16 protein-coding genes are annotated in these 20,695 nt (G+C 45.8%); 3 read left to right on the top strand and 13 right to left on the bottom strand.

Features of this window, described 5'->3' with window-relative positions; genetic code table 11:
* Position 1: 1 nt before the first annotated feature.
* From AACV78_RS04020 to tkt, 5 genes are all read right to left on the bottom strand, one after another.
* Positions 2-1,501 (bottom strand): sensor histidine kinase, encoded by a 1,500-nt coding sequence (locus tag AACV78_RS04020; RefSeq protein WP_194008232.1) that lies wholly within the window; start codon positions 1,499-1,501, stop codon positions 2-4.
* Positions 1,502-1,639: 138 nt separating this feature from the next.
* Complete coding sequence (locus tag AACV78_RS04015) at positions 1,640-2,089, bottom strand: response regulator (RefSeq protein WP_194008233.1); 450 nt, start codon at positions 2,087-2,089, stop codon at positions 1,640-1,642.
* A 49-nt stretch (positions 2,090-2,138) separates the two neighbouring features.
* A complete protein-coding gene (locus AACV78_RS04010) occupies positions 2,139-4,952 on the bottom strand; it encodes a PAS domain S-box protein (RefSeq protein WP_228042065.1) in 2,814 nt (937 codons plus the stop codon).
* Positions 4,953-5,296: 344 nt separating this feature from the next.
* Positions 5,297-5,479: a hypothetical protein gene (locus AACV78_RS04005; RefSeq protein WP_194008234.1), complete on the bottom strand. Its 183-nt coding sequence runs from the start codon at positions 5,477-5,479 to the stop codon at positions 5,297-5,299.
* A gap of 13 nt (positions 5,480-5,492) precedes the next feature.
* Complete coding sequence (tkt, locus tag AACV78_RS04000; RefSeq protein ID WP_194008235.1) at positions 5,493-7,508, bottom strand: transketolase; 2,016 nt, start codon at positions 7,506-7,508, stop codon at positions 5,493-5,495.
* Positions 7,509-8,104: 596 nt separating this feature from the next.
* Here tkt and lysS point away from each other — a divergent pair.
* Entirely contained in the window at positions 8,105-9,658 is a 1,554-nt protein-coding gene (gene lysS / locus AACV78_RS03995) for a lysine--tRNA ligase (protein ID WP_194008236.1), read from the top strand.
* Between the two features lie 357 nt (positions 9,659-10,015).
* Here lysS and AACV78_RS03990 read toward each other — a convergent pair whose 3' ends face one another.
* From AACV78_RS03990 to AACV78_RS03970, 5 genes are all read right to left on the bottom strand, one after another.
* Positions 10,016-10,615 carry a TerD family protein gene (locus AACV78_RS03990; protein ID WP_194008237.1) on the bottom strand — a complete coding sequence of 200 codons (600 nt, stop codon included), beginning with the start codon at positions 10,613-10,615 and terminating at the stop codon, positions 10,016-10,018.
* A 217-nt stretch (positions 10,616-10,832) separates the two neighbouring features.
* Positions 10,833-11,405, bottom strand: coding sequence for a TerD family protein (locus AACV78_RS03985; protein ID WP_194008238.1), 573 nt, complete (start codon positions 11,403-11,405; stop codon positions 10,833-10,835).
* Between the two features lie 55 nt (positions 11,406-11,460).
* On the bottom strand, positions 11,461-11,994 hold the full coding sequence (gene def / locus AACV78_RS03980) for a peptide deformylase (RefSeq protein ID WP_194008239.1): 534 nt from the start codon (positions 11,992-11,994) through the stop codon (positions 11,461-11,463).
* A 326-nt stretch (positions 11,995-12,320) separates the two neighbouring features.
* Entirely contained in the window at positions 12,321-12,695 is a 375-nt protein-coding gene (locus tag AACV78_RS03975) for a nuclear transport factor 2 family protein (RefSeq protein ID WP_194008240.1), read from the bottom strand.
* A gap of 45 nt (positions 12,696-12,740) precedes the next feature.
* Positions 12,741-13,982, bottom strand: coding sequence for an HhoA/HhoB/HtrA family serine endopeptidase (locus AACV78_RS03970; protein WP_194008241.1), 1,242 nt, complete (start codon positions 13,980-13,982; stop codon positions 12,741-12,743).
* A 313-nt stretch (positions 13,983-14,295) separates the two neighbouring features.
* Between AACV78_RS03970 and dnaA the strand changes: the two genes are divergently transcribed.
* Positions 14,296-15,669, top strand: coding sequence for a chromosomal replication initiator protein DnaA (dnaA, locus tag AACV78_RS03965; protein ID WP_194008242.1), 1,374 nt, complete (start codon positions 14,296-14,298; stop codon positions 15,667-15,669).
* Between the two features lie 39 nt (positions 15,670-15,708).
* Here dnaA and AACV78_RS03960 read toward each other — a convergent pair whose 3' ends face one another.
* Together AACV78_RS03960 and AACV78_RS03955 are read right to left on the bottom strand one after the other, a co-directional pair.
* A complete protein-coding gene (locus AACV78_RS03960; protein WP_194008243.1) occupies positions 15,709-16,968 on the bottom strand; it encodes an RNA-guided endonuclease InsQ/TnpB family protein in 1,260 nt (419 codons plus the stop codon).
* A 253-nt stretch (positions 16,969-17,221) separates the two neighbouring features.
* Positions 17,222-17,356, bottom strand: a complete 135-nt coding sequence (locus tag AACV78_RS03955) for a hypothetical protein (protein WP_255512907.1) — start codon at positions 17,354-17,356, stop codon at positions 17,222-17,224.
* Positions 17,357-17,554: 198 nt separating this feature from the next.
* Here AACV78_RS03955 and dnaN point away from each other — a divergent pair, with 198 nt between their 5' ends.
* The gene (dnaN, locus tag AACV78_RS03950; protein WP_194008244.1) at positions 17,555-18,694 is read left to right on the top strand and encodes a DNA polymerase III subunit beta; all 1,140 of its coding nucleotides are present in this window, start codon (positions 17,555-17,557) and stop codon (positions 18,692-18,694) included.
* Between the two features lie 321 nt (positions 18,695-19,015).
* Here the strand turns inward: dnaN and AACV78_RS03945 are convergent, their stop codons facing one another.
* Complete coding sequence (locus tag AACV78_RS03945; protein WP_194010581.1) at positions 19,016-20,476, bottom strand: sensor histidine kinase; 1,461 nt, start codon at positions 20,474-20,476, stop codon at positions 19,016-19,018.
* Positions 20,477-20,695 lie beyond the last annotated feature (219 nt).

Genomic DNA, 20,695 nt, shown 5'->3' with positions numbered 1-20,695 from the left:
ATTATTGTGTTTGTGAAATCAAAGGCAAGGTAATAGTGAAAGTTGTACCTTTTTCTTCTTGGCTGTCGATCGCCATTTGGCCGCCGTGCAGTTCCACAGCCCGTTTCACAATGGCTAAACCGAGGCCAGTTCCCGAAATAGTGCCGACATTTGTAGAGCGGTAAAAAGTTTCCAAGATGCGCTCTAGATCGGCTTGGGGAATCCCGATGCCGCGGTCTTGAACTTGGAAAACAGCTTTTTGGTTTTGACAGTTGAGCTGTAAGGAAATTGTACTGCCGGCGGGGGAATATTTGATAGCATTTGAGAGGATGTTTCCCAAGATTTGCCGCAGCAGTTTTTCATCCATTTGAGCGTCGCAGTTGTCGCCTTCATGTTTAAAGGCGATCGGGTGTTGGTTGCTGTCGTTGAGCTGCTGTTCTTCTACCAGTTGGCGGCAAAATTTTTCGAGGTTTAAGGAAACTGGTTGAAACTGCAAGGTGTTTGCTTCGATTTTGCCAATTACTAGAATATCTTCTAATAACTCTGTCATGCGTTTAATTGCTATTTGAATCCGCGCAAAATGAGTAGATTTTTTATCTTCAGTCCACTTAGAACTGTAGTCTTGCAGCAATCCACTCGAAAATTGGATGGTTGTCAAGGGGGTGCGGAACTCGTGGGAAACCATTGTCACAAATTTGGCTCGCAGTTCGGAAAGTTCTTTTTCTCGTGCGAGGGTTTTGAGAATTTCTGCTTCGGCTCGTTTGCGATCGCTAATGTCGCGGGCTTCAGCAATCAGCAGCAAAACTTGTCCCGTGTCATTTTTAACAGGTTTCAGTGATAAATCAACTGTGATAATTTGGCCACTTTTGCCTAAAAAGTCTATTTCGCGGCGAAAAAATTCACCCTTAGCAGCCTTGGCGAGACCTTCTTTTAATTGTTCTTTACCATTTGGTGATTGTTGCCAAATCAACTGTTCCCAAATCGGGCGGCCTACAATATTTTGCGATCGAACTCCGGCAAAATCTAGGGCTGTCTGGTTCACTTCCAGCACGATTCCTTCGGGAGTCAGCAGTTTGGTAAGCTGAAAGGAAGAGTCAAAAATCGCCCTAAAACGCCGCTCGCTTTCCCGCAGCATTTGAAATGTTTGAGAACGTTCGATCGCGTAGCGGATCGTCCGCACTAATAATTGAGTGGTAATTTGACCTTTAACAATGTAATCTTGGGCTCCCAAGCGCACTGATTCGAGTCCGATCGCCTCATCGTCCAAGCCTGTCATTACCACCATTGCCGCATCGGGAGCCACTTCTCGCAGTCGAGTTAGCGTTTTCAAACCGTGGCTGTCGGGCAAAGAAAGGTCTAGCAAAACTATATCAAAGGATTGCTTGCCCAGTTGGGCGATCGCCTCGTGCAGGAATTCAACAGACACGAGTTCCCACTCCACTCCGACAGATACTTCCAACAGTTCTGCAAGCAAATCAGCATCAGCCGGATTGTCTTCTACTAACAGAATCTTAATCCACATAGCTTAAAGATTTTTGACTGTAACATTTTCACTGCGTATCAATCTCAGGTTAAACTTTTTGGTTTTTTTATGCAATTTTTATTTGTTAAGCTATTATTCTAAAAGTGTCACTACCGCCAGCCACCAATCCTCAATCCATTAATAAATTACAGGAAGGTGGACAACGGCGAGCCAGAATTCCTCAATTAACCTGACTACTTTAGTAAATTCTACAAAGTCTACAGGCTTAGTTATATAACAGTTGGCATGGAGCGAGTAGGACTTGAGAATATCCTCGGGAGCAGCAGAAGTGCTGAGAATCACGACAGGAATTAATTTTAACTTCGGGTCAGTTTTAATTTCTTCTAGCACTTCAACACCGCTTTTTTTCGGCAGATTCAAATCTAGCAAAATCAAATCGGGACGGGGTACGTCCAGATAGGGTGCTTTTTTGCGTAAAAACTTGATTGCTTCGACTCCATCCTCCACAAAATGCAAGTTATTCAATATTTTACCCTGACTGAGGACTTCTCTTGCCAAATCGGCATCGCTGGGCGAATCCTCAATTAACAGAATCTCAATTAATCTAACAGTGCTTGGATCGCTCATAACCTGTTTATCCTTGTGACTATAAAAAAAATAAATGAAATTTAAGCCTTCAGATACTAATTATAGGAATAGTAAAGTAAAAAGTCGCTCCTTTTCCTTCTTGAGATTCCACCCAGATGCGCCCGCCGTGGCGTTCCACAATGCGCTTGCACATCGCCAAACCTATGCCAGTACCGGAATATTCGCGGCGAGAGTGCAGGCGTTGAAAAATAATAAAAATGCGATCGGCATATTGCGGATCGATGCCAATGCCCCGATCGCGCACGCTGAACACCCATTCGCTATCTTGCCGGCCCGCAGCGATATGAATCAACGGGATATCTTCGCGACAAAATTTGATACCGTTGGCGAGCAAATTTTGGAATAACTGCACCAGTTGAAATTCATCCGCCATCACGGTTGGCATCCTGTCGCAGGTGATGACAGCTTTTGTTTCGGCGATCGCAATTTGCAAATTAGACAAACTTTGGTTGACAGCAGCATTGCAATCGGCTAGCTCAAATTGTTTACTTCGGGTTTCCAAGCGCGAATAGGCCAACAAATCATTAATCAATTGTTGCATTCTGGTAGCGCCGTCAACAATATAATGAATATATTTATTTGCTTTAGCATCCAAATTGTCTTGATAGCGGTGGGCGAGCAATTGAGCGTAGCTGGTAACGGCTCGGAGCGGTTCTTGCAAATCGTGGGAAGCCACATAAGCGAATTGTTCTAATTCTTCGTTAGAACGCTTCAGATCTTCTGTAAGTTGCAGCATTTGTTGCTCCGATATTTTACGTTTTGTAATGTTATAAACTAAGGCACAGCATGATAGCATATTTCCCTGAGAGTCCATGACTGGACTGGTAGACATATCCGTCCAAATATCTTTACCATCCTTAGTTTTGAATTTGAATTCGTGTTGTTCAGCAATACCTTCCTTGCGACGCTCGAAATTATCGAGAGCTTGTTGTTTTTCCGGTTCATCCATGAAGTCCCAAAGCGGCCGACCGAACATTTCTAATTCACTATAGCCGAGCATTCGCGACATTGCGCGGTTCACGTAAGTCGTGACGGCCTTGTTATCAATTACCCAAATACCTTCTTCTGCTAATTCAACTATTTGCCTGTATTTGAATTCGCTTTCCTGCAACGCTGTTTCAGTTAGTTTACGCTCGGTGATATCTTTCATAAAACAGTGATAGCCGTTAAAGGTTCCTTCGGCATCGCAAGCTTTGACCATTGTTAATTGATTGTGAAAAAATGAACCCTTTTTCCGCACACCTCTAGCTTCAACTTCTACTTTGCCAGAAATTAGCATTTCTTGATAAGCTAATGTCAACATCTCAACATCGTCTGGATGCACGGTAAGCTGCCATTCCATGCCTAGCATTTCTTCCGGTTCGTAACCACATTTACGAGCGTAAGCTCGGTTAACATTCACATAGCGTCCGTCAATGTCCAGCAGCGAAATGCCTTCCACCGCATTTTGCAGAGCATTGGTGAGGTCGCGCAGCTCTTTTTCAGCTTGTTTGCGTTGCGTAGCTGTCGCCACGGCATCGCTAATATCTTGACCGATCGCCAAAAAACCAGTAATATTTCCTTCAGTATCAAATAAGGCTGTCACCGACAATTGCACCGGAAACCGCGAACCATCTTTGCGAATGTAAGTCCATTCATTTTCGTCAGCCATTCCCCCGCGCGGCAAAGTAAAAAAAACTTCCATTCCCGGCTCTATCTTTACTCCCAATTCTTGAGACAAAACTTCCGCTCTTTTGCTGACCTCCAGAGGATCGTGAATGATGGCTGGCGTGACTTTTCCTACCACTTCTCCGGGGGAATAGCCTAAAAGTTGCTGGGCGGCGCGATTAAATGTTTTAATTTTACCGTCTGGTTCAGTGGAAATAATTGTGTAGTTAGCGCTGTTAAGAATTGCATTTTGCAGTTGCGTCAATTCCAACAAAGTTATCGCAATTCTTTGTCTGTAAGCTACTTCGCTTTGCAATTGTTGGTTGGAAATTTCCATTTGAGCAGTGCGATCGGCAATTCGATTTTCCAGAGTTTCATTGAGCAGTCGATTTTCCTCTTCTACCAGCTTGCGTTCTGTAATATCAGTAATGGTACACACATAGCTTTTAACCTCCCCATTTTCTCCGATTTGACCGACAGATTGAGCGAAAACCCACTTCACGTGACCGTCGTCAAGACGTTGAAAACGGTACTCAGATTTAAACGGCAATTGCTCCTGCGCGACGCTATACCATTGAGCAAAAACGCTCTCGCGATCGTCTGGATGAATGCCTCGCAACCACCCTTTACCCAAAGCTTCATCGCCGGTAATTCCAGCAATTTGACACCAGCGTTCGTTGACATATAAACAGTCTCCGGCATCGTCAGCATAAAATATTCCAACTGGCGAAGCTTCTGTTAAAGTTTGATAGTGAGCTTCTGTTTCTCGGCGTTCGATGATTTCTGTTTGCAGTATTTGATTAATTATCTCTAATTGAGCGGGACTCGTGAAAACTAATGCTTCAGGAATTAACGGAATCAATGCGAAAGCTGTGTAAGCAGAAATGACTGCGGTGATCAGTTTCAAGCTCCCAGAAAGCCAATAAACAGGATGCCAAAGCGTCCAAACTTCCATTATATGAGTAGTGCCACAGGAGAAAATAAAGGCTCCAAACAGCAAAAAAATGTTGCGAAAGGGCAAGTCTTTTCCTTGAGTGCTAAAATAAATTAGCGATACGGGTATTGAATAGTAAGCCAGGGCAATTATAGAGTCTGACACTACGTGGAGCGCGACTAGATCTCGCTGCCAAAGGTAACAGTGGCCGTGAGAAATATAGTTGCTAGTGAATAACAGGTTATTTAAAAAAGTCCACATGATAAAGGAATGGGTAATGGGGAATGGGTAATTGGTAATTGGTAATTGGTAATTGGTAATTGGTAATTGGGTAACGGGGAATTTAACCCCATAACTTATAACTTATCTCAAATTTTTGAAATATACATAAGACCGGGCAAATGGAATTCGCACGCCAAACAAACGAAACCCACCGCAGCGGGTTAAGGTTTGATCTTCTTCAGTCTTCAGTCTTTAGTCTTCCGTCTTCCGTTTTCCTTCTTCCTTCTTCCTGATGACGTTGGACGGAAAGCTCCGGGGAGACAGCAAAACATGACTAATGACTAATGACAACTAAGAGGGCCCGCACGCACCATCCACCGCCCCTACTGACTGATGACTAATGACTTCTTCCTTCTTCCTTCTTCCTTCTTCCTTCTTCCTTCTTCCCTCTTCCTTCTTCCTTCTTCCTTCTTCCCTCTTCCTTCTTCCCTCTTCCTTCTTCCTTCTTCCTTCTTCCTTCTTCTATAAAAAAAGGGGGCGAGCCAAAAGCCCGCCCCATCATTCATTATGCTACTGCGATTAACCCAAGAGTGCCTTAGCTTTAGCCACCACATTATCAACGGTGTAGCCAAACTTTTCTAAAGCAACGGGGCCTGGTGCGGAGGCACCGAAGGTGTCGATGCTGATGCTGTCGCCTTCGGAACCTAAATAACGTCCCCAGCCGAAGCTAGAAGCTGCTTCAACTGCTAACCGTTTGGTAACAGCTTTCGGGAGTACAGATTCGCGGTAAGCGGCATCTTGTGCGTCGAACAATTTCCAGCAAGGCATGGAAACGACGCGGACTTTTTTGCCTGCGGCGCGCAATTTTTCAGCGGCATCAACGCAGAGGTATGTTTCGCCACCGGTGCCGATTAAAATGATGTCGGGAGTGCCGCCGTCGTCGGACAAAATGTAAGCGCCTTTGGCTGTTCCTTCGATCGAGCTTCCGGCCAAATTCGGCAAGTTTTGACGGGACAAAGCCATTAATGTGGGGCGTTTGGGGCTTTCAACTGCCACTTTGTAAGCACCGGATGTTTCGTTTCCATCCGCAGGGCGAATCACCAACAAATTGGGGATGGCGCGCAGAGAAGCGATGGTTTCGACTGGTTGGTGAGTGGGGCCATCTTCGCCCAAAGCTACGGAGTCGTGAGTCATGACATAGATGACTCCAGCTTCCGAGAGTGCGGAGAGGCGAATTGCACCGCGCATATAGTCGGCAAATACCAAGAATGTGGCGCAGTAAGGAATCAAACCGCCGTGGAGTAGCAGACCATTGGCGATCGCGCCCATAGCGTGTTCCCGCACGCCAAAGCGCAGGTTACGTCCTTCGTATTGACCTTTTTGGAAGTCTTTTTCACCCTTAAGCAGAGTCATGTTAGAAGATGCCAAGTCAGCCGAACCGCCGATCAATTCAGGTAGGACAGCAGCCAAAGCATTCAAACATTTTCCAGAATGATTCCGAGTCGAATCAGCCTTATCTTCTACCTTGTAAGTCGGGAGAACTTTATCCCAACCTTCGGGAAGTTTGCCAGCAACCGTGCGTTCGTATTCTGCTGCTTCGGCGGGATATTTTGCTTTATAATCTGCAAAAGTTTTATTCCATTCTTGTTCGGATGCAGCACCGCGATCGACTGCTTTGCGGAAGTGAGCCAAAGCATCATCAGGAATTTCAAACGGTGCGTATTCCCACTTCAAGAAATCGCGAGTTGCTTTCACTTCATCGGTACCCAAAGCAGCCCCGTGAGAACTGTAAGAATTGCGCTTGTTGGGAGAACCATAACCGATGACTGTGCGGACTTTAATCAGAGACGGTTTGTCCGTGACTTTTTTGGCTTCTTCAATAGCTTTGTGAACTGCTTCTGCGTTAGTATCTTCGTCGAGGTTGGTATTGTCTACTGTAATGACGTGCCAGTTGTAGGCTTCAAAACGCTTGCCGACATCTTCAGTAAAGGCCAAGTTAGTGTCGCCTTCAATGGAAATGTGATTGTCATCGTAGAGGGCGATTAATTTGCCAAGTCCGAGGTGCCCGGCCAAAGAACAAGCTTCGCCAGAAATACCTTCCATGTGACAGCCGTCACCCATGATGACATAGGTGTAGTGGTCAACAATGGTGCTATCGGGCTTGTTAAACTTGGCAGCGAGGTGAGCTTCTGCCATTGCCAAACCGACGGCGTTAGCAATGCCTTGTCCCAGGGGGCCGGTGGTGACTTCTACGCCTTCGGTGACGAAGTTTTCCGGGTGTCCGGGGGTTTTGGATTCCCACTGACGGAATTGCTTGATGTCGTCGAGGCTGACGCTATCGTAGCCGGCGAGGTACATGAGGGCGTACTGCAGCATACAGCCGTGGCCGGCGGAGAGTACGAAGCGATCGCGATTGAACCACTTAGGGTTTTTAGGGTTGAACCGCATGAAGCGATCCCACAGTACGAAGGCCATAGGCGCAGCGCCCATCGGTAGTCCTGGATGTCCTGATTTTGCTTTTTCTACCGCATCGATGGCGAGAAAGCGGATAGAGTTAATGCAGAGTTCTTCGATTGATTTGGTTGCAACAGCCATAATTCTGGTTTTTATATGTATGAGAGAGTGTGTGCGAGCTCATATCCGGTGAATTGACCGTGATTGTTGTAGGGGCGAGTTAACCAATAATCCTCATCAAAACCAGAGTTTTAGTAAACGCCCCAAACCAAATAGTACGATCGACCGACCGGACACGATCTGTGTGGTCAATTTTGGCAGAGGTGCGATGAGTCGAGTTCGATCGCTCGCGTGTCTGCTATGGAGTTTCTGTGGAACTGCCGTGAGACTGCACTACATATCATCTCACCTGTTGCGACCGACAGACAACTTAATTTTTTAATGTTTCGCCCGCTTTATGCTGTCGATAACAATTTGCGATCGCAAATATTTCAGCAGCCAGGGTACAAAAAGCAGCGTGTCTCTGAATTATTTAGCAAATTGGCCCCGTCAGGCAGCTCAGTTATGATAGAGTTTGGTGTTTCTGACATCTTGCACCTGTTGCGATCGAGCTTTCGGGCATCCGCCGTCGGCCTACCCACAAAAGAATTGAGTTGTGGAACAGACCAGAAAGCCTGTGAATGTGACAATGCAGTGCAAGATCTAAGATATTGGTAATTTTAATTAGGCAATAACTAATGACTCTGAGTGAAGCCGAAGTCCGCAGTCAAAAAGTAGACGAACTGCGATCGCAAGGCATAGAACCGTATCCCAGTCAATCCTACGCGCGATCGCACACAGCCCAACAAGTTCGCGAAATATTTAGTCAGCCAGGAAAAGAACTCGAAAACGGACAAAGTGACCCCGAAGAAATTCCCCTGCGATTAGCCGGCCGCATTATTTCCAAGCGAGACAGCGGCAAAATTGGCTTCATCGATTTAAAAGACGCCACAGACAAAATTCAACTCAAAATCGAAAAAGCCATCGTCACCGGCGAAGTCGGTTTGAGCTTTGAACAAATCAAAAAATTGCTTGATGTCGGCGATTTTGTCGGCGTAGAAGGCATCGGCTGCCGCACCCCCAGGGGAGAACTTTCTATTTTAGTTCGGGAATTCACGCTTTTATCAAAAGCTACGATCCAATTTCCCGATGCTTATTACGGCATCAACGACCCCGAAGTTTGCCGCCGCCACCGCGAAATGGACTTAGCTAGCAACCAAGAAGCCCTCAACCGTTTCATGCTACGCAGCCGCATCGTCCAAAGCATCCGTTCCTATCTTTGGAAAGCCAACTTTTACGAAATAGAAACGCCGACACTGCAAGCTATTTACGGCGGTGCTGCCGCTAAACCATTCATCACCCACCACAATGCTTTAGAAGTAGATTTGTATTTGCGCGTCGCCCCAGAATTGTTCTTAAAAAGAGCAATTTGTGGCGGTTTCGAGCGAGTATTTGAACTAGGAAAAGCCTTTAGAAATGAGGGCATTGACAGCACCCACAATCCAGAATTTACCTCCTTAGAAGTTTACCAAGCTTATGCAGATGTATTCGACATTTTAACAGTTGTCGAAGATGTGATTTGTTTCGCAGCAGCAGAAGTATTTGGCGATGTGCGGGAAATAGAAAATCAGGGAGAAACAATCAGTTTAGAACGTAAATACGACTACAGCGAAAAATATCCCGGTTTTAGCGGCAAACACTGGCAAGTGAAAACAATGGTAGAAGCTGTCAGAGACGAGTTTGGACTGGATTTTGACAGTTTGGACTTAGAAAGTGCAATATCCTCCGCAACCAAACTAGAACTGCACCTTTCCAAGTTAGAACAACAGAGTTTAGGCTACGTGCTCTACGCAGTTTTTGACAAATTAGTTGTTCCCAAACTAATTCAACCTACATTCATCATCGACTACCCAGTCGAAGTCAGTCCCCTAGCCAAAGGACACCGCAGCAAACCCGGATTTGTCGAGCGTTTCGAGCTATTTATCAACGGCACAGAATACTCTAACGGATTCTCAGAATTGAACGATCCGAAAGAGCAAAGAAAGCGGTTTGAAGAACAATTAGCACAGAAAAATGCAGGAGATGACGAAGCGCATCCAATGGATGAAGATTTCATCCAAGCGCTATCTTTGGGAATGCCAAATTGTGCCGGAATGGGCATCGGTGTAGACAGATTGGTAATGCTTTTAACCAATACTCAAAGCATCCGAGATGCCGTGATGTTCCCAACAATGCGGCCAGTCAAAGATTGATTAGAGTTACTTTTTCAACCGCAGATATTTGCGGATGAACACAGATTAACGCAGATAGAATTTCATCTGCGTTAATCTGCATTAATCTGCGGTTCAAAACATATTCTTTCATATCAAATAGCCTTTCTCAGAAAGATGAGGTACTATCCGGGATAGGCCAAACCGGGCATAGGGCATAGGGCATTCCTCACTTTTGTGAGAACCCCTATATCGTTTCCGGTTGCATCGGAATAATAAAATCGAGTCGTACCGCCAACAGTCAACAGTCAACAGTCAACAGTCAACACTCAACAGTCAACAGTCAACAGTCAACACTCAACACTCAACAATCATGTATGAGTGCAACCGGAATTGATATCACCGCATAAACGAACCGACAACGCCATTCATATCTTCAGTCAAAGGATTTCCCAAAGCCTTAAATTTCCACTCGCTACCTTCTCGATAAACTTCTCCCATCAACATATTTAATTTGCCTTCATAGGAAGGATCATTTGACAAGCGATAGCGAGCGATTTCTTTCCCGCCTGCATCTACAGCCCTCACGTAAGCATTTTCTACCATGCCAAAATGCTGTTTTCTTTCTTTGCCATTGTAAATATTTACACCCAGGATAATTTTATGATATTGTGCTGGCAACGAGCTGAGTTTCACCAATATTTGTTCGTCGTCGCCGTCTCCCTCCCCGGTGAGATTGTCGCCGGAATGCACAACTGTTTTATCGTTTGATTCTAAATGAGAGTAATAAATTACATCTTCTTTGTAATTTTTTAATTTGCCATTTTCTCCCAGCAGCAAAGCGTAGGAATCTAGGTCAAAATTTACACCGCTGCTTCTACCGAAAAGACCTTTTTTAACTTGCGCGACATCCCAGCCCAAAGCCATTGTCACTCTGGATAGGTCGAATTCGCTTTTGCTGAGAACAATTGATTGTCCTTTTGTCAAGTTAATAGCCATAGTTTTGTGATTTTGTAAGGTTTATCGTGCAATATGGGATTGATAAAAAGACCGGGCGGTTTCAACAGTACGTCCGACTTGTTTATTCCCAGGAGATCCCTTGTAGCATCCCCCTTAAGAAAGGGGACGAAAGAGAACTCTCTTGTCCCCTCCCTTTTTTAAGGGGGGGCTAGGGGGGATCGACTTTATCTGAACCGTATTGTTTTATCTCGACCTTTTATCCAGCATACTTGTCTACAAAACTTTGCAAGCCTGAATTGTAGCCTTGTCCGACTGCTTGGAACCTCCACTCGCCATCTTTCTTATAAAGTCTGCCAAACTCCACCGCAGTCTCCCTAGAAAAATCCTCGTCCAAATCGTACTTAGTTACTTCTGTGTTAGTAGTGGTGTCGTAAATCCTGATAAAAGCATTTCGCACTTGACCGAAGTTTTGCCTTCTCGATTCGGCTTCGTGGATGGTGACAACAAACACAATTTCTTCTACCGACGGATCGACTTTGGTTAAATCGACTGTAACGGTTTCATCATCGCCAAATCCTTCTCCGGTTCTGCTATCTCCCAGATGTATTACAGCAGTATCGGGCGACTCTTTGTTGTTGTAAAAAACAAAGTATTTTTCGCTGGGAATTTTGCCAGCAGAACCCAACATAAACACGGAAGCATCTAAGTCAAATGCATCGCCGGTGTCTGTAGCATTAGTATCCCATCCCAAACCGATCCCGGCATTTTTCAGCCCCGGTGCTTCTTTAGATAGATTGATTCTCCCGCCTTTTTCCAAGTTAATAGACATTCGCCCTCCTATTCACAACATCAATCTTAATTACCGATCGCCATTATATCAATTATCACAGGAGCTTGACAAATTGCTGCTGGTACTCATCCTCAGTCATCAGTTCTCGGGTATTTTCCACCCTGTCTAAAAACACGATGCCTTCTAAATGGTCGTATTCGTGTTGAAAAATCCGGGCTACAAAGTCTGTAAGTTCTTGTCGGTGAACTTTGCCGTCTCTACAGGTGTATTCTATCTCGATCGCCCTACTTCTGGGCACTAACCCGCGAATCCCCGGAATACTCAAACAGCCTTCCCAGTCTTTGACTGTTTCTGTGGATGCAGCGAGAATCCGGGGATTAATCATCGCCGTCGGTTCCATCTTCGGGGCTTGGGGATAGCGCAGGTTGGGGCGGGATGCGACGATGAACAGCCGATCGCACTTCGCCGCTTGGGGGGCCGCAATCCCTACTCCGTTCGCCTGTTGGACAGTAGAGATTAGGTTGTCGATTAGCTGTTGAATGCGATCGTCCTTAACATTCTCGACAACTTGCGACGGTTGGCGCAGTACGGGATTTCCTAATTGTGAAATTTGTAATATTTCTGGCATAGTTAGTTGTTATTTGTTAGTTGTTATTTGTTAGTTGTTATTTGTTAGCTGTTATTTGTTAGTTGTTATTGGGAATTATATCCGTTAAATCCGCTACAAAACCCGTTACCTAACATCCGTTAAATCCGCTACAAAATCCGTTTTCCAACATCCGTTAAATCAGTTATAGCCCTTCTCAGATAGGTGAGGTATGTTGTTGGGCTTCAGCCCTCTTATGGCGATCGTAGAACCCATTTGATATCTTTTAGGGCGATCGCTAAAACTTGCTATAAATTTAGCTGCATAACGGACTCAAGCTGTGCGACCGGAGCGCAGTGTTAGGCGACCTAGCTGGACGATGGAAGTGAACAGACCTCCATGACTTGAATCAAGCCACGATCGATGGTGAAGCGATGACCAACCCGCTCATCAGCAACCACGCTTCCAGCCATATCGCGCACGACTTGGTGCACATCGACCAAAATCCGCCCGCCCTCCTCTGGGTGAAAGGCACTAGGCTCCACATGGGGATCGATCTCGCTCCATTGCTCCGTCCAGTAAGCGCGGACTTCTTCATGTCCACGGACAAAACCGCCTTTGAACGCTCGCGGCCAAGCCACGTCCGCAGTCATGAGGGCGAGGGCGGCGTTGATGTCTCGCGCGTTGAAAGCAGCGTAGGCCGCGCGTAACAATTCGATTTCTGATGCAGGTTGATTTAACATAAAATATCTCAAATGGATTCTATACAAAATCCGTTGCCGAACTTTTTATCGAATTTTTTGAACAGGCAAACTCCCCGGTTGTACAGTTAAATTAACTATTTGCCCGTTGCGATTAATCTCCATTTGCAACAGGCCGCCAACCTTGGCATTTTGCACGAAATCCTGAACAGCTTCCGACTGAATAATCGGCTGATTGTTAATCTTTTGAATCACATCTCCAGCCCGCAAACCTGCGGCCGCCGCCGGAGAATTGGGAACTACACTCACAATAGCCACACCCCGATCGACTGCAACTCGCAAATTGCTATTAGGATTGCTGTTAATTTGCTGCTTAACATCAGGAGTCAGCGTCGCCATTTCAATGCCCAAATAAGCGTGTTCGACTTTCCCCGTCGAAATCAGTTGCTGCGCTACCTGTTGCGCCGCCTGAATCGGAATCGCAAAGCCCAATCCTTGAGCGCCTTGAATAATCGCGGTATTCATCCCAATAACTTCCCCCGAAGCATTCAGCAGCGGGCCGCCGGAATTCCCCGGATTGATTGCAGCGTCTGTTTGAATAAAACCGATGCGCTTGTCGGGTACGCCCACATCAGAGCTCGATCGATCCGTAGCGCTAATAATCCCCGCAGTTACGGAATTGTCCAAACCCAAAGGATTGCCGATCGCGATCGCCCATTCCCCAGGCAACAGCTTATCAGAATTGCCGATCGCCGCCACAGGCAGAGCAGTCGCCTCAATCTTCACCACAGCCACATCCGTCACCTTATCCGCCCCCAACACCCGCCCCTGATAGCTGCGGCCGTCCCTGAGAGTTACACTTACCGTATCTGCACCCTCTACAACGTGAGCGTTAGTGAGAATCACGCCGTCGGCCCCGATCACGAAACCCGAACCCGTACCCCGTTCGATCCCGCCCCTGCCGCCCGAATTCGGTTCTGCACCAAAAAAATCTTCCGGCGAAAGCGATCTATTTGTCGGTTTCACCAAGCGCGAAGCATCGATCCGCACCACCGCCGGGCCTACTTTTTCCACCGCAGCCACAATGAAATTTACATTAGCTGCATCGCCCGACAAAGGAACCTGCGGCAATACTTTGCTACCTTTAACCTCAGTCTTAGGAGGCAGTTGCAATTTCGGTTGCATCACCTCTTGTCTCGAATCACCAGAATTAGGACGTAATTGAGAAACCGTCAGCCGATCGCCCAACATGGCGGCTCCGGCCCCCGTTACCAGCAGCAATATGTAAATTGCCGGTTGCTTCCAAAACTTGCCTGTAGAACTCTTCATAGCCACGTTTTTAGGCTTTCCTGCCACATTTAAATATTTGCTTAGCAGCTCTTTGATACCTGCTATATCGCCGCAGAGCCGCAAAATTTTTGGGCGATGGTGTCCCGCCCCGCAAGCTACGGCAGACTCCCTTAAACTTTAGCATTCAGCTTCTCATTTTGGATTTTTGATTGCCGATTTTCGCTGATTTTGCTAAGAGATACGGTTGAAACCGCCCAATCTTGGGCCGCTCTAGCTTCCCAACCACCAACTCGACTAAACTGAACTGTTTGGACTTGAAAATCTCTTAAATGCCGATCGGCAGAGGTAATCGATGGACATTCCCCTCGAAAATCTGTGGAATCAGATACTTGAACGTCTCCAGGTACAACTGAGCAGACCTAGCTTTGAGACTTGGATCAAAACTGCCAGAGCCGAACAGCTCGAAAATAACTGTTTGATCGTCAGCGCCCCCAACCCCTTTGCTCGCAATTGGTTGCAAAAATATTACAGAGAAATCCTTGCTGATGCAGTCGAAGAAATTCTCGGCTATCCCGTAGACATTTACTTGACAATTGCCGGGGGAAATGAAACAGGCGACAGCAGCGACTCCGCCACAATTTGGCCCTCCCCCATCGCCGCCGATGTCCCCGAAAACAAATCGCTTCACCCGCCTAAACCCGCTAATTTAAACCCCAAATACGTATTTTCCCGCTTTGTCGTCGGTTCCAACAACCGCATGGCTCACGCAGCAGCCCTCGCAGTAGCCGAGTCTCCGGGTCGAGAATTCAATCCCTTATTTTTGTGCGGCGGCGTTGGTTTGGGGAAAACTCATCTGATGCAGGCGATCGGTCATTATCGCTTGGAAATTGATCCCAACGCCAAGATTTTTTACGTTTCTACTGAAAAATTTACTAACGATTTAATTGTCGCAATTCGCAAAGATAGTATGCAAAGTTTCCGCGATCATTATCGGGCAGCGGATGTTTTATTAATAGATGATATTCAATTTATCGAAGGCAAAGAATACACTCAAGAAGAATTTTTTCATACGTTTAATACTTTGCACGAATCTGGAAATCAAGTAGTTTTAGCTTCCGATCGCCCGCCGCAACAAATCCCCCGCCTGCAAGAGCGTTTGTGTTCCAGATTTTCGATGGGATTAATTGCTGATATTCAATTGCCAGACTTGGAAACGCGGATGGCAATTTTGCAGAAAAAAGGTGAGTACGAAAATATGCGGTTGCCGCGAGATGTGATTGAATACATTGCTTCTAGCTATACTTCCAATGTGCGGGAATTAGAAGGAGCTTTGATTCGGGCCGTAGCATATCTTTCCATTACCGGTTTGCCGATGACAGTTGAGAATATCGCCCCGGTTTTGAATCCGCAAACTGAAACGGTACAGGCGACTCCCGATGCGGTAATTGCAGTGGTGGCTGAGGCGTTTGATGTTTCTGTTGAAGATTTGAAAGGAATTTCCCGCCGGCGCGAAATTAGTCTCGCCCGTCAAATAGGGATGTATTTAATTCGGCAGCATACTGCTTTGAGTTTGCCGAAGGTTGGCGAAGTGTTCGGCGGAAAAGACCACACGACGGTGCTTTACAGTTGCGACAAAATTGCTCAGTTGCGGAACACTGACCCGAATTTGGCTCAAACTTTGCGTCAGTTGAGCGATCGAATTAACGTTGTCAGCCGCAAAAGTTAGTGACATTACTCCGACCTAAAGGTGCGGAGCTTCTTTGAATCACTTCTTAGATTTCCTAGTTATTCCCTCGCGGGTTTTCGACTTTGACCTAGATTGAGACACCTCAATCCCCGGCAAACCGTCTGCATAGGCATTTTGAATTCCCGACTGTCCATCGGTATTAACCAAAGCTATTCCTCTATTTCTAATTACTTGACCGCTGGCGACATCTCTATCGGTTGTGTAGCCACAATTAGAACAAGAATGCACCCTGACACTTAAGTCTTTTTTGACTTTTGTACCGCATTCAGGACATTCCTGCGAAGTACCTCTAGCACAAACTTCACCAAAAAATTTACCGCGTTTCCAACACAGGTATTTGACGATGGTTCGGAATTGTCCAAATCCAGCGTCAAGCATTTGTTTCCCCAGCATTCCTTTGGCTAGGATTCTGTAATCCAAGTCTTCCATGAAGACCATATCGCCAGCATCGCAAAGCGTATGAGCTTGTTTGAAGTGGAAATCTTTACGAGTGCTGTCAATTGTGTGGTGAAGTCTGGCAACCTTGATACGTTGTTTTTCGTAATTTTTAGAACGTTTCTTCTTTCGAGAAAGTCTGCGTTGCAGCAATTTCAGCTTGCGGAGCATTACTTTCAGGAATTTGGGCGATTTTACGAGAATACCGTCGCTAGTTGCTAGAAACTTCTCAAGCCCCACATCTACCCCAATAGGATGACCGTGAGGCATTGGATCTGGAACGCTGACATTGCATTGGATATTGATAGAGGCGTACCAGATATCTGCTTTATTGATTATCCGCACCTGTTTAACCACAAATCCACTCGGTATTGGGCGATGCAGGTTGATTGGAATCAACCCCAATTTTGGTAAAGCAATATGCGTACCAGTCACCGGATTGGTTTTGAACTGCGGGAACAGCAAAGACTTGAATTGACCAAACTTCTTGAATCGAGGGAATCCATGCCCAATTTTTTGAAATCCTTCCCAGGCTCGGTGTAACTGCTTGAGCGCTTGCTGCAACACTTGGCTCGGTACTTCACTCAATCGGGGAAATACCTTTTTAGCGCCGGGCAGTGCGTTGAGTTGGTTTACTTCGCTAGGGAAAGGAGTATCCGCAGGTATGATGTACTCATGCCTGATAGAACATCTGTCAACCAAACATTTCCGACCATTACACCAATCCTTAATTTCTCGCAACCCGTAGTTATAGGCAACGCGACAAGTATCCATCCACTCAAAAAGCGACTGCGCTTGAGCGACGGTTGGATAGATTCGGTAGCGGTAATTCATGGTTAACATTTCACTACCATAGCACATTTAGTGACGAGTATGTCTCTGGTAAATATAAAGCCGTCCTAGAAGGACGGGGTTTTCGACCCAATTTTCTGATAAAAAGTCATTAGTCATTAGTCATTAGTCATTAGTCATTAGTCATTAGTCATTAGTCAGCAGTCATTCCAATGCCCCTGACCCCTACCTGTGGAAAAACCTGTGGAAAATTTGCCCTTTGTTTGTGGAAAACTTTACTCGATCGCCCAAAACCATTTTTTTACTAAAATGGGCGATCGTATTCAGCAGCTTTTCCACAAGTTTTCCACAGTTTTTGGAAACTATAAGTCATATCCCGCAAACAGTTAACTTTTTTTTCCACAGTTTCCACAGGGCGATCGACATAAAAATAATTCAACAAATTAAAAAAAAATCTAGTCCTCGGCGCGTTAACCTCAGAAACCCGATTTCTAAGTATATTTCTCCTTCCTTCACAAAATTTTGCCCAGAAACCCGGTTTCTAGCCCCAGAAATAAGCCCTGACAGAGAAAAGTCAGCCCGCCGACTTTCTGTGATAGGATTTGGTTTCGTCTCAAATCCGGTTAATTAACCTCCCATGAAATTGGTTTGCACCCAAAGTGACCTCAACGCCAACCTCTCGTTGGTAAGTCGGGCCGTTCCCTCCCGCCCGACACATCCGGTACTAGCCAACGTGCTCTTAGTAGCGGATGAGGAAAATCAGCGGGTTAGCTTGACAGCTTTCGATCTCAGTTTAGGAATTCGCACCAGCTTCGCAGCAGAAGTGACCGGCGGCGGCAGTTTTACCATACCCGCTAAATTGCTCAACGATATTGTTTCGAGACTCCCAGATGGAGAGATTACTTTAGAAGATGAAGCGGGGGACACCGTAGCATATCTCAGTTGCAGTTCAGGCAGCTACCAAGTTAGAGGCATGGGCCCGGAAGAATTCCCAGAATTGCCAGCAATCGAAGCCGGAACAATCCTCAAACTGCCGCCCGAAGCCTTGATAGAAGGACTCAAAGGAACTTTATTTGCGACAAGCCCCGACGAAGCAAAACAGGTACTTGCAGGCGTGCATTTAAAGGTATTGCAAGATTGCTTGGAATTTGCAGCGACAGACGGCCACAGATTGGCAGTAGTTCAAACTGTAAATGAAAAAGTCGAAGGCGAAGAAACCCAAGAAGAATTTGAGGTGACAGTTCCGGCTAAAGCATTGCGGGAAGTAGAAAGAATGCTAGTAATGCGGCAGTGGACTGAACCAGTTACGCTGCATTTTGAACATGGTCAAGTAGTGTTTGAATGGGCAGACCAGCGGTTGACAACTCGCACCTTAGAAGGGCAATATCCCGCATACCGGCAGTTGATTCCACCGTCTTTTGAGCGGCAAATTACCTTAGAAAGGCGATCGCTCTTAGCAGCCGTCGAAAGAATAGCAGTCTTTGCCGACCAAAAAAATAATATCCTCAAATGCAGCATCGACGAGGAAAATCAGGAAATTACTTTGTCGGTAGATGCCAAAGATGTCGGTAGTGGCAAAGAGTCAATGCCGGCGCAGATTTCGGGAGACAGCATCGATATTGCTTTCAACGTGAAATACTTAATTGACATTTTGAAAACAGCTCAGTCTCCCGAAATTCAACTGCAATTAAACGGCGCTCTGGCTCCTGTAATTTTTCAACCTTTGGGCGGAGTCAATGCTACATTCTTAGTGATGCCAGTTCAGCTAAGAGCGTAACAGTAGGGTGCTCTTCGGCGCACGGCCGTGCGCCGAAGAGCACCCTACATACAGCGTATTCCAGGTTTGTGAAGTGTAGGGACACGGCAGTGCCGTGTCCCTACGCGGAGTTGAGGATAGGCGGGCGTACTTCATAAATGTGGAATCTGCTGTAATTATACCAATGGAATAAAGTAGCGCTAGATATTACCCCCCCAACCCCCCCCGCGACTTCGGGGGGGCTAAGACTTCATCTATACCACATCTTTAGAAAAATGGTATTAGTTTCTATTTCTTCCCTCTTCCTTCTTCCTTCTTCCTTCTTCCTTCTTCCTTCTTCATTCAAATCAATGGCAACAAAATCTCGAATTCCGTCCCCGTACCGGGCGTAGAATGCAAATTTAACTTGCCTTTATGCTTCTCCGTCACAATTTGATGAGTAATTGCCAACCCCAAACCCGTACCTTTCCCAGCAGGTTTAGTGGTGAAAAATGTATCAAAAATCCTGCGCTGAATTTCTGGCGGAATTCCCGGCCCGTTATCGGCAATTCTGATCGCTATCCAAGCGTTATTTTGATTTTTTTCGCTTGCTTCTGGGCTGAAACCGGCGTTTTGGCTGGCGGATGATAGCTGTTTTGCATTTGGTCGTAGCTTGCGGGGCGGGACGCCATCGCCCAAAACATAATTTTGAAGTAATTCCGAATTCACGAAGTCTCCGTCAGAACTGTCTATTACCTCAGTTTCAATCGTAATCGCAGCGACAAAACCTGTTTCTCCTTTTACTTCTTCCAAAGCATCGATCGCATTGCTGATGATATTCATAAATACCTGACTCAACTGACCAGAGTAACACTTGACCAAAGGCAAATCCCCATAATTTTTAACTACTTTAAACCCGTACTTCAGACGGCTTTTCATAATTAGCAGCGTACTGTCAATACATTCGTGGAGGTTAGCTTCTTTCAAGTGAGTTTCGTCCATGTAAGAAAAGGTGTGCAGGCTGGTGACAAGTTCCCTCAGTCTCTCTGATGAAGCCTTCATGCTTTTGAGAATTTCCACCCAATCTTCTTGCAAAAAATCAAATTCTATATTTTTTTTGAGTGCGTCAATTTTTTCGCTAGGCCCGACAATTTGCTCGTAAGCAGACAGCAACTCCATGATGTCTTTCGAGTAGTTAGACAAAAAGCCGAGATTTCCGCTGATGCAGGTGACAGGGTTTCTAATTTCGTGAGCTACTCCAGCTACCATCTGCCCCAAACTGGCTAATTTTTCGGTTTGAATTAGCTGAGATTGAGTTTGCTGCCCCAGCAATTTTGTCGCTAATTCGTGAATTTTTGACTGGGCCACTAACAGTTCGCGTACATCTACCAAAGTATAAGTTTGGGGCGACACTTGAACCACAATCGGCTCGTAAAGCAGTTCTTTCGAGCGCTGCAGCGACTTCCGGGCTGCATCCACGATTAAAGTATTGCTAGGAAAAATCAAAGTCTCAATTTCAGCAAAGCGATATAAAGCCTTGACAGGTCGTTTTAAAAATAATTCTCTTCCAAAAGGACGGCTGAGAAATTCTAAAAATCTCCGCCGGGAAATCATGCCGACAAATTTACCTTGATTTGTCAAAATGACTCCCGGTAACAGCGGATTAGTTTCTAACATCTGGGAAATTTTCATCCCGAAATCCATAGCTTCTACTTGAAAATCGTAAAGCGATAATTCTTGGAGAGTAGAGTCTAAACGAAGTTCTCCAGAGTCAGCTTCGGACGCGAGTTGTACTGGTATTTCTACGCAAGAAGTATTTAACATAAATTCATCAGCACGCTTTTTTGGTTTTTATTTGCCAGCAGACATTCAGTTACCAAAGCTCAGTCGGTGAGTAGCTGAGTGCTTTTGCCGACATCCCTCTGGCAAACGGCATTTTAAATTACACAAAAAACTGTTTGTGGCAAATGGGATTTTACCACTCCAAGTATTAGGCAAGGAAAGAGGATGACCGAGATAGATGCGCCTTGGTAATTATGCCTG

The sequence above is a fragment of the Tychonema sp. LEGE 07196 genome, assembly GCF_963890365.1.
In the GTDB taxonomy this organism is placed as follows: Bacteria; Cyanobacteriota; Cyanobacteriia; order Cyanobacteriales; family Microcoleaceae; genus Microcoleus.
The sequence above is the reverse complement of the archived record's forward strand: the minus strand, read 5'-3'. Positions and strand labels throughout refer to the sequence as shown.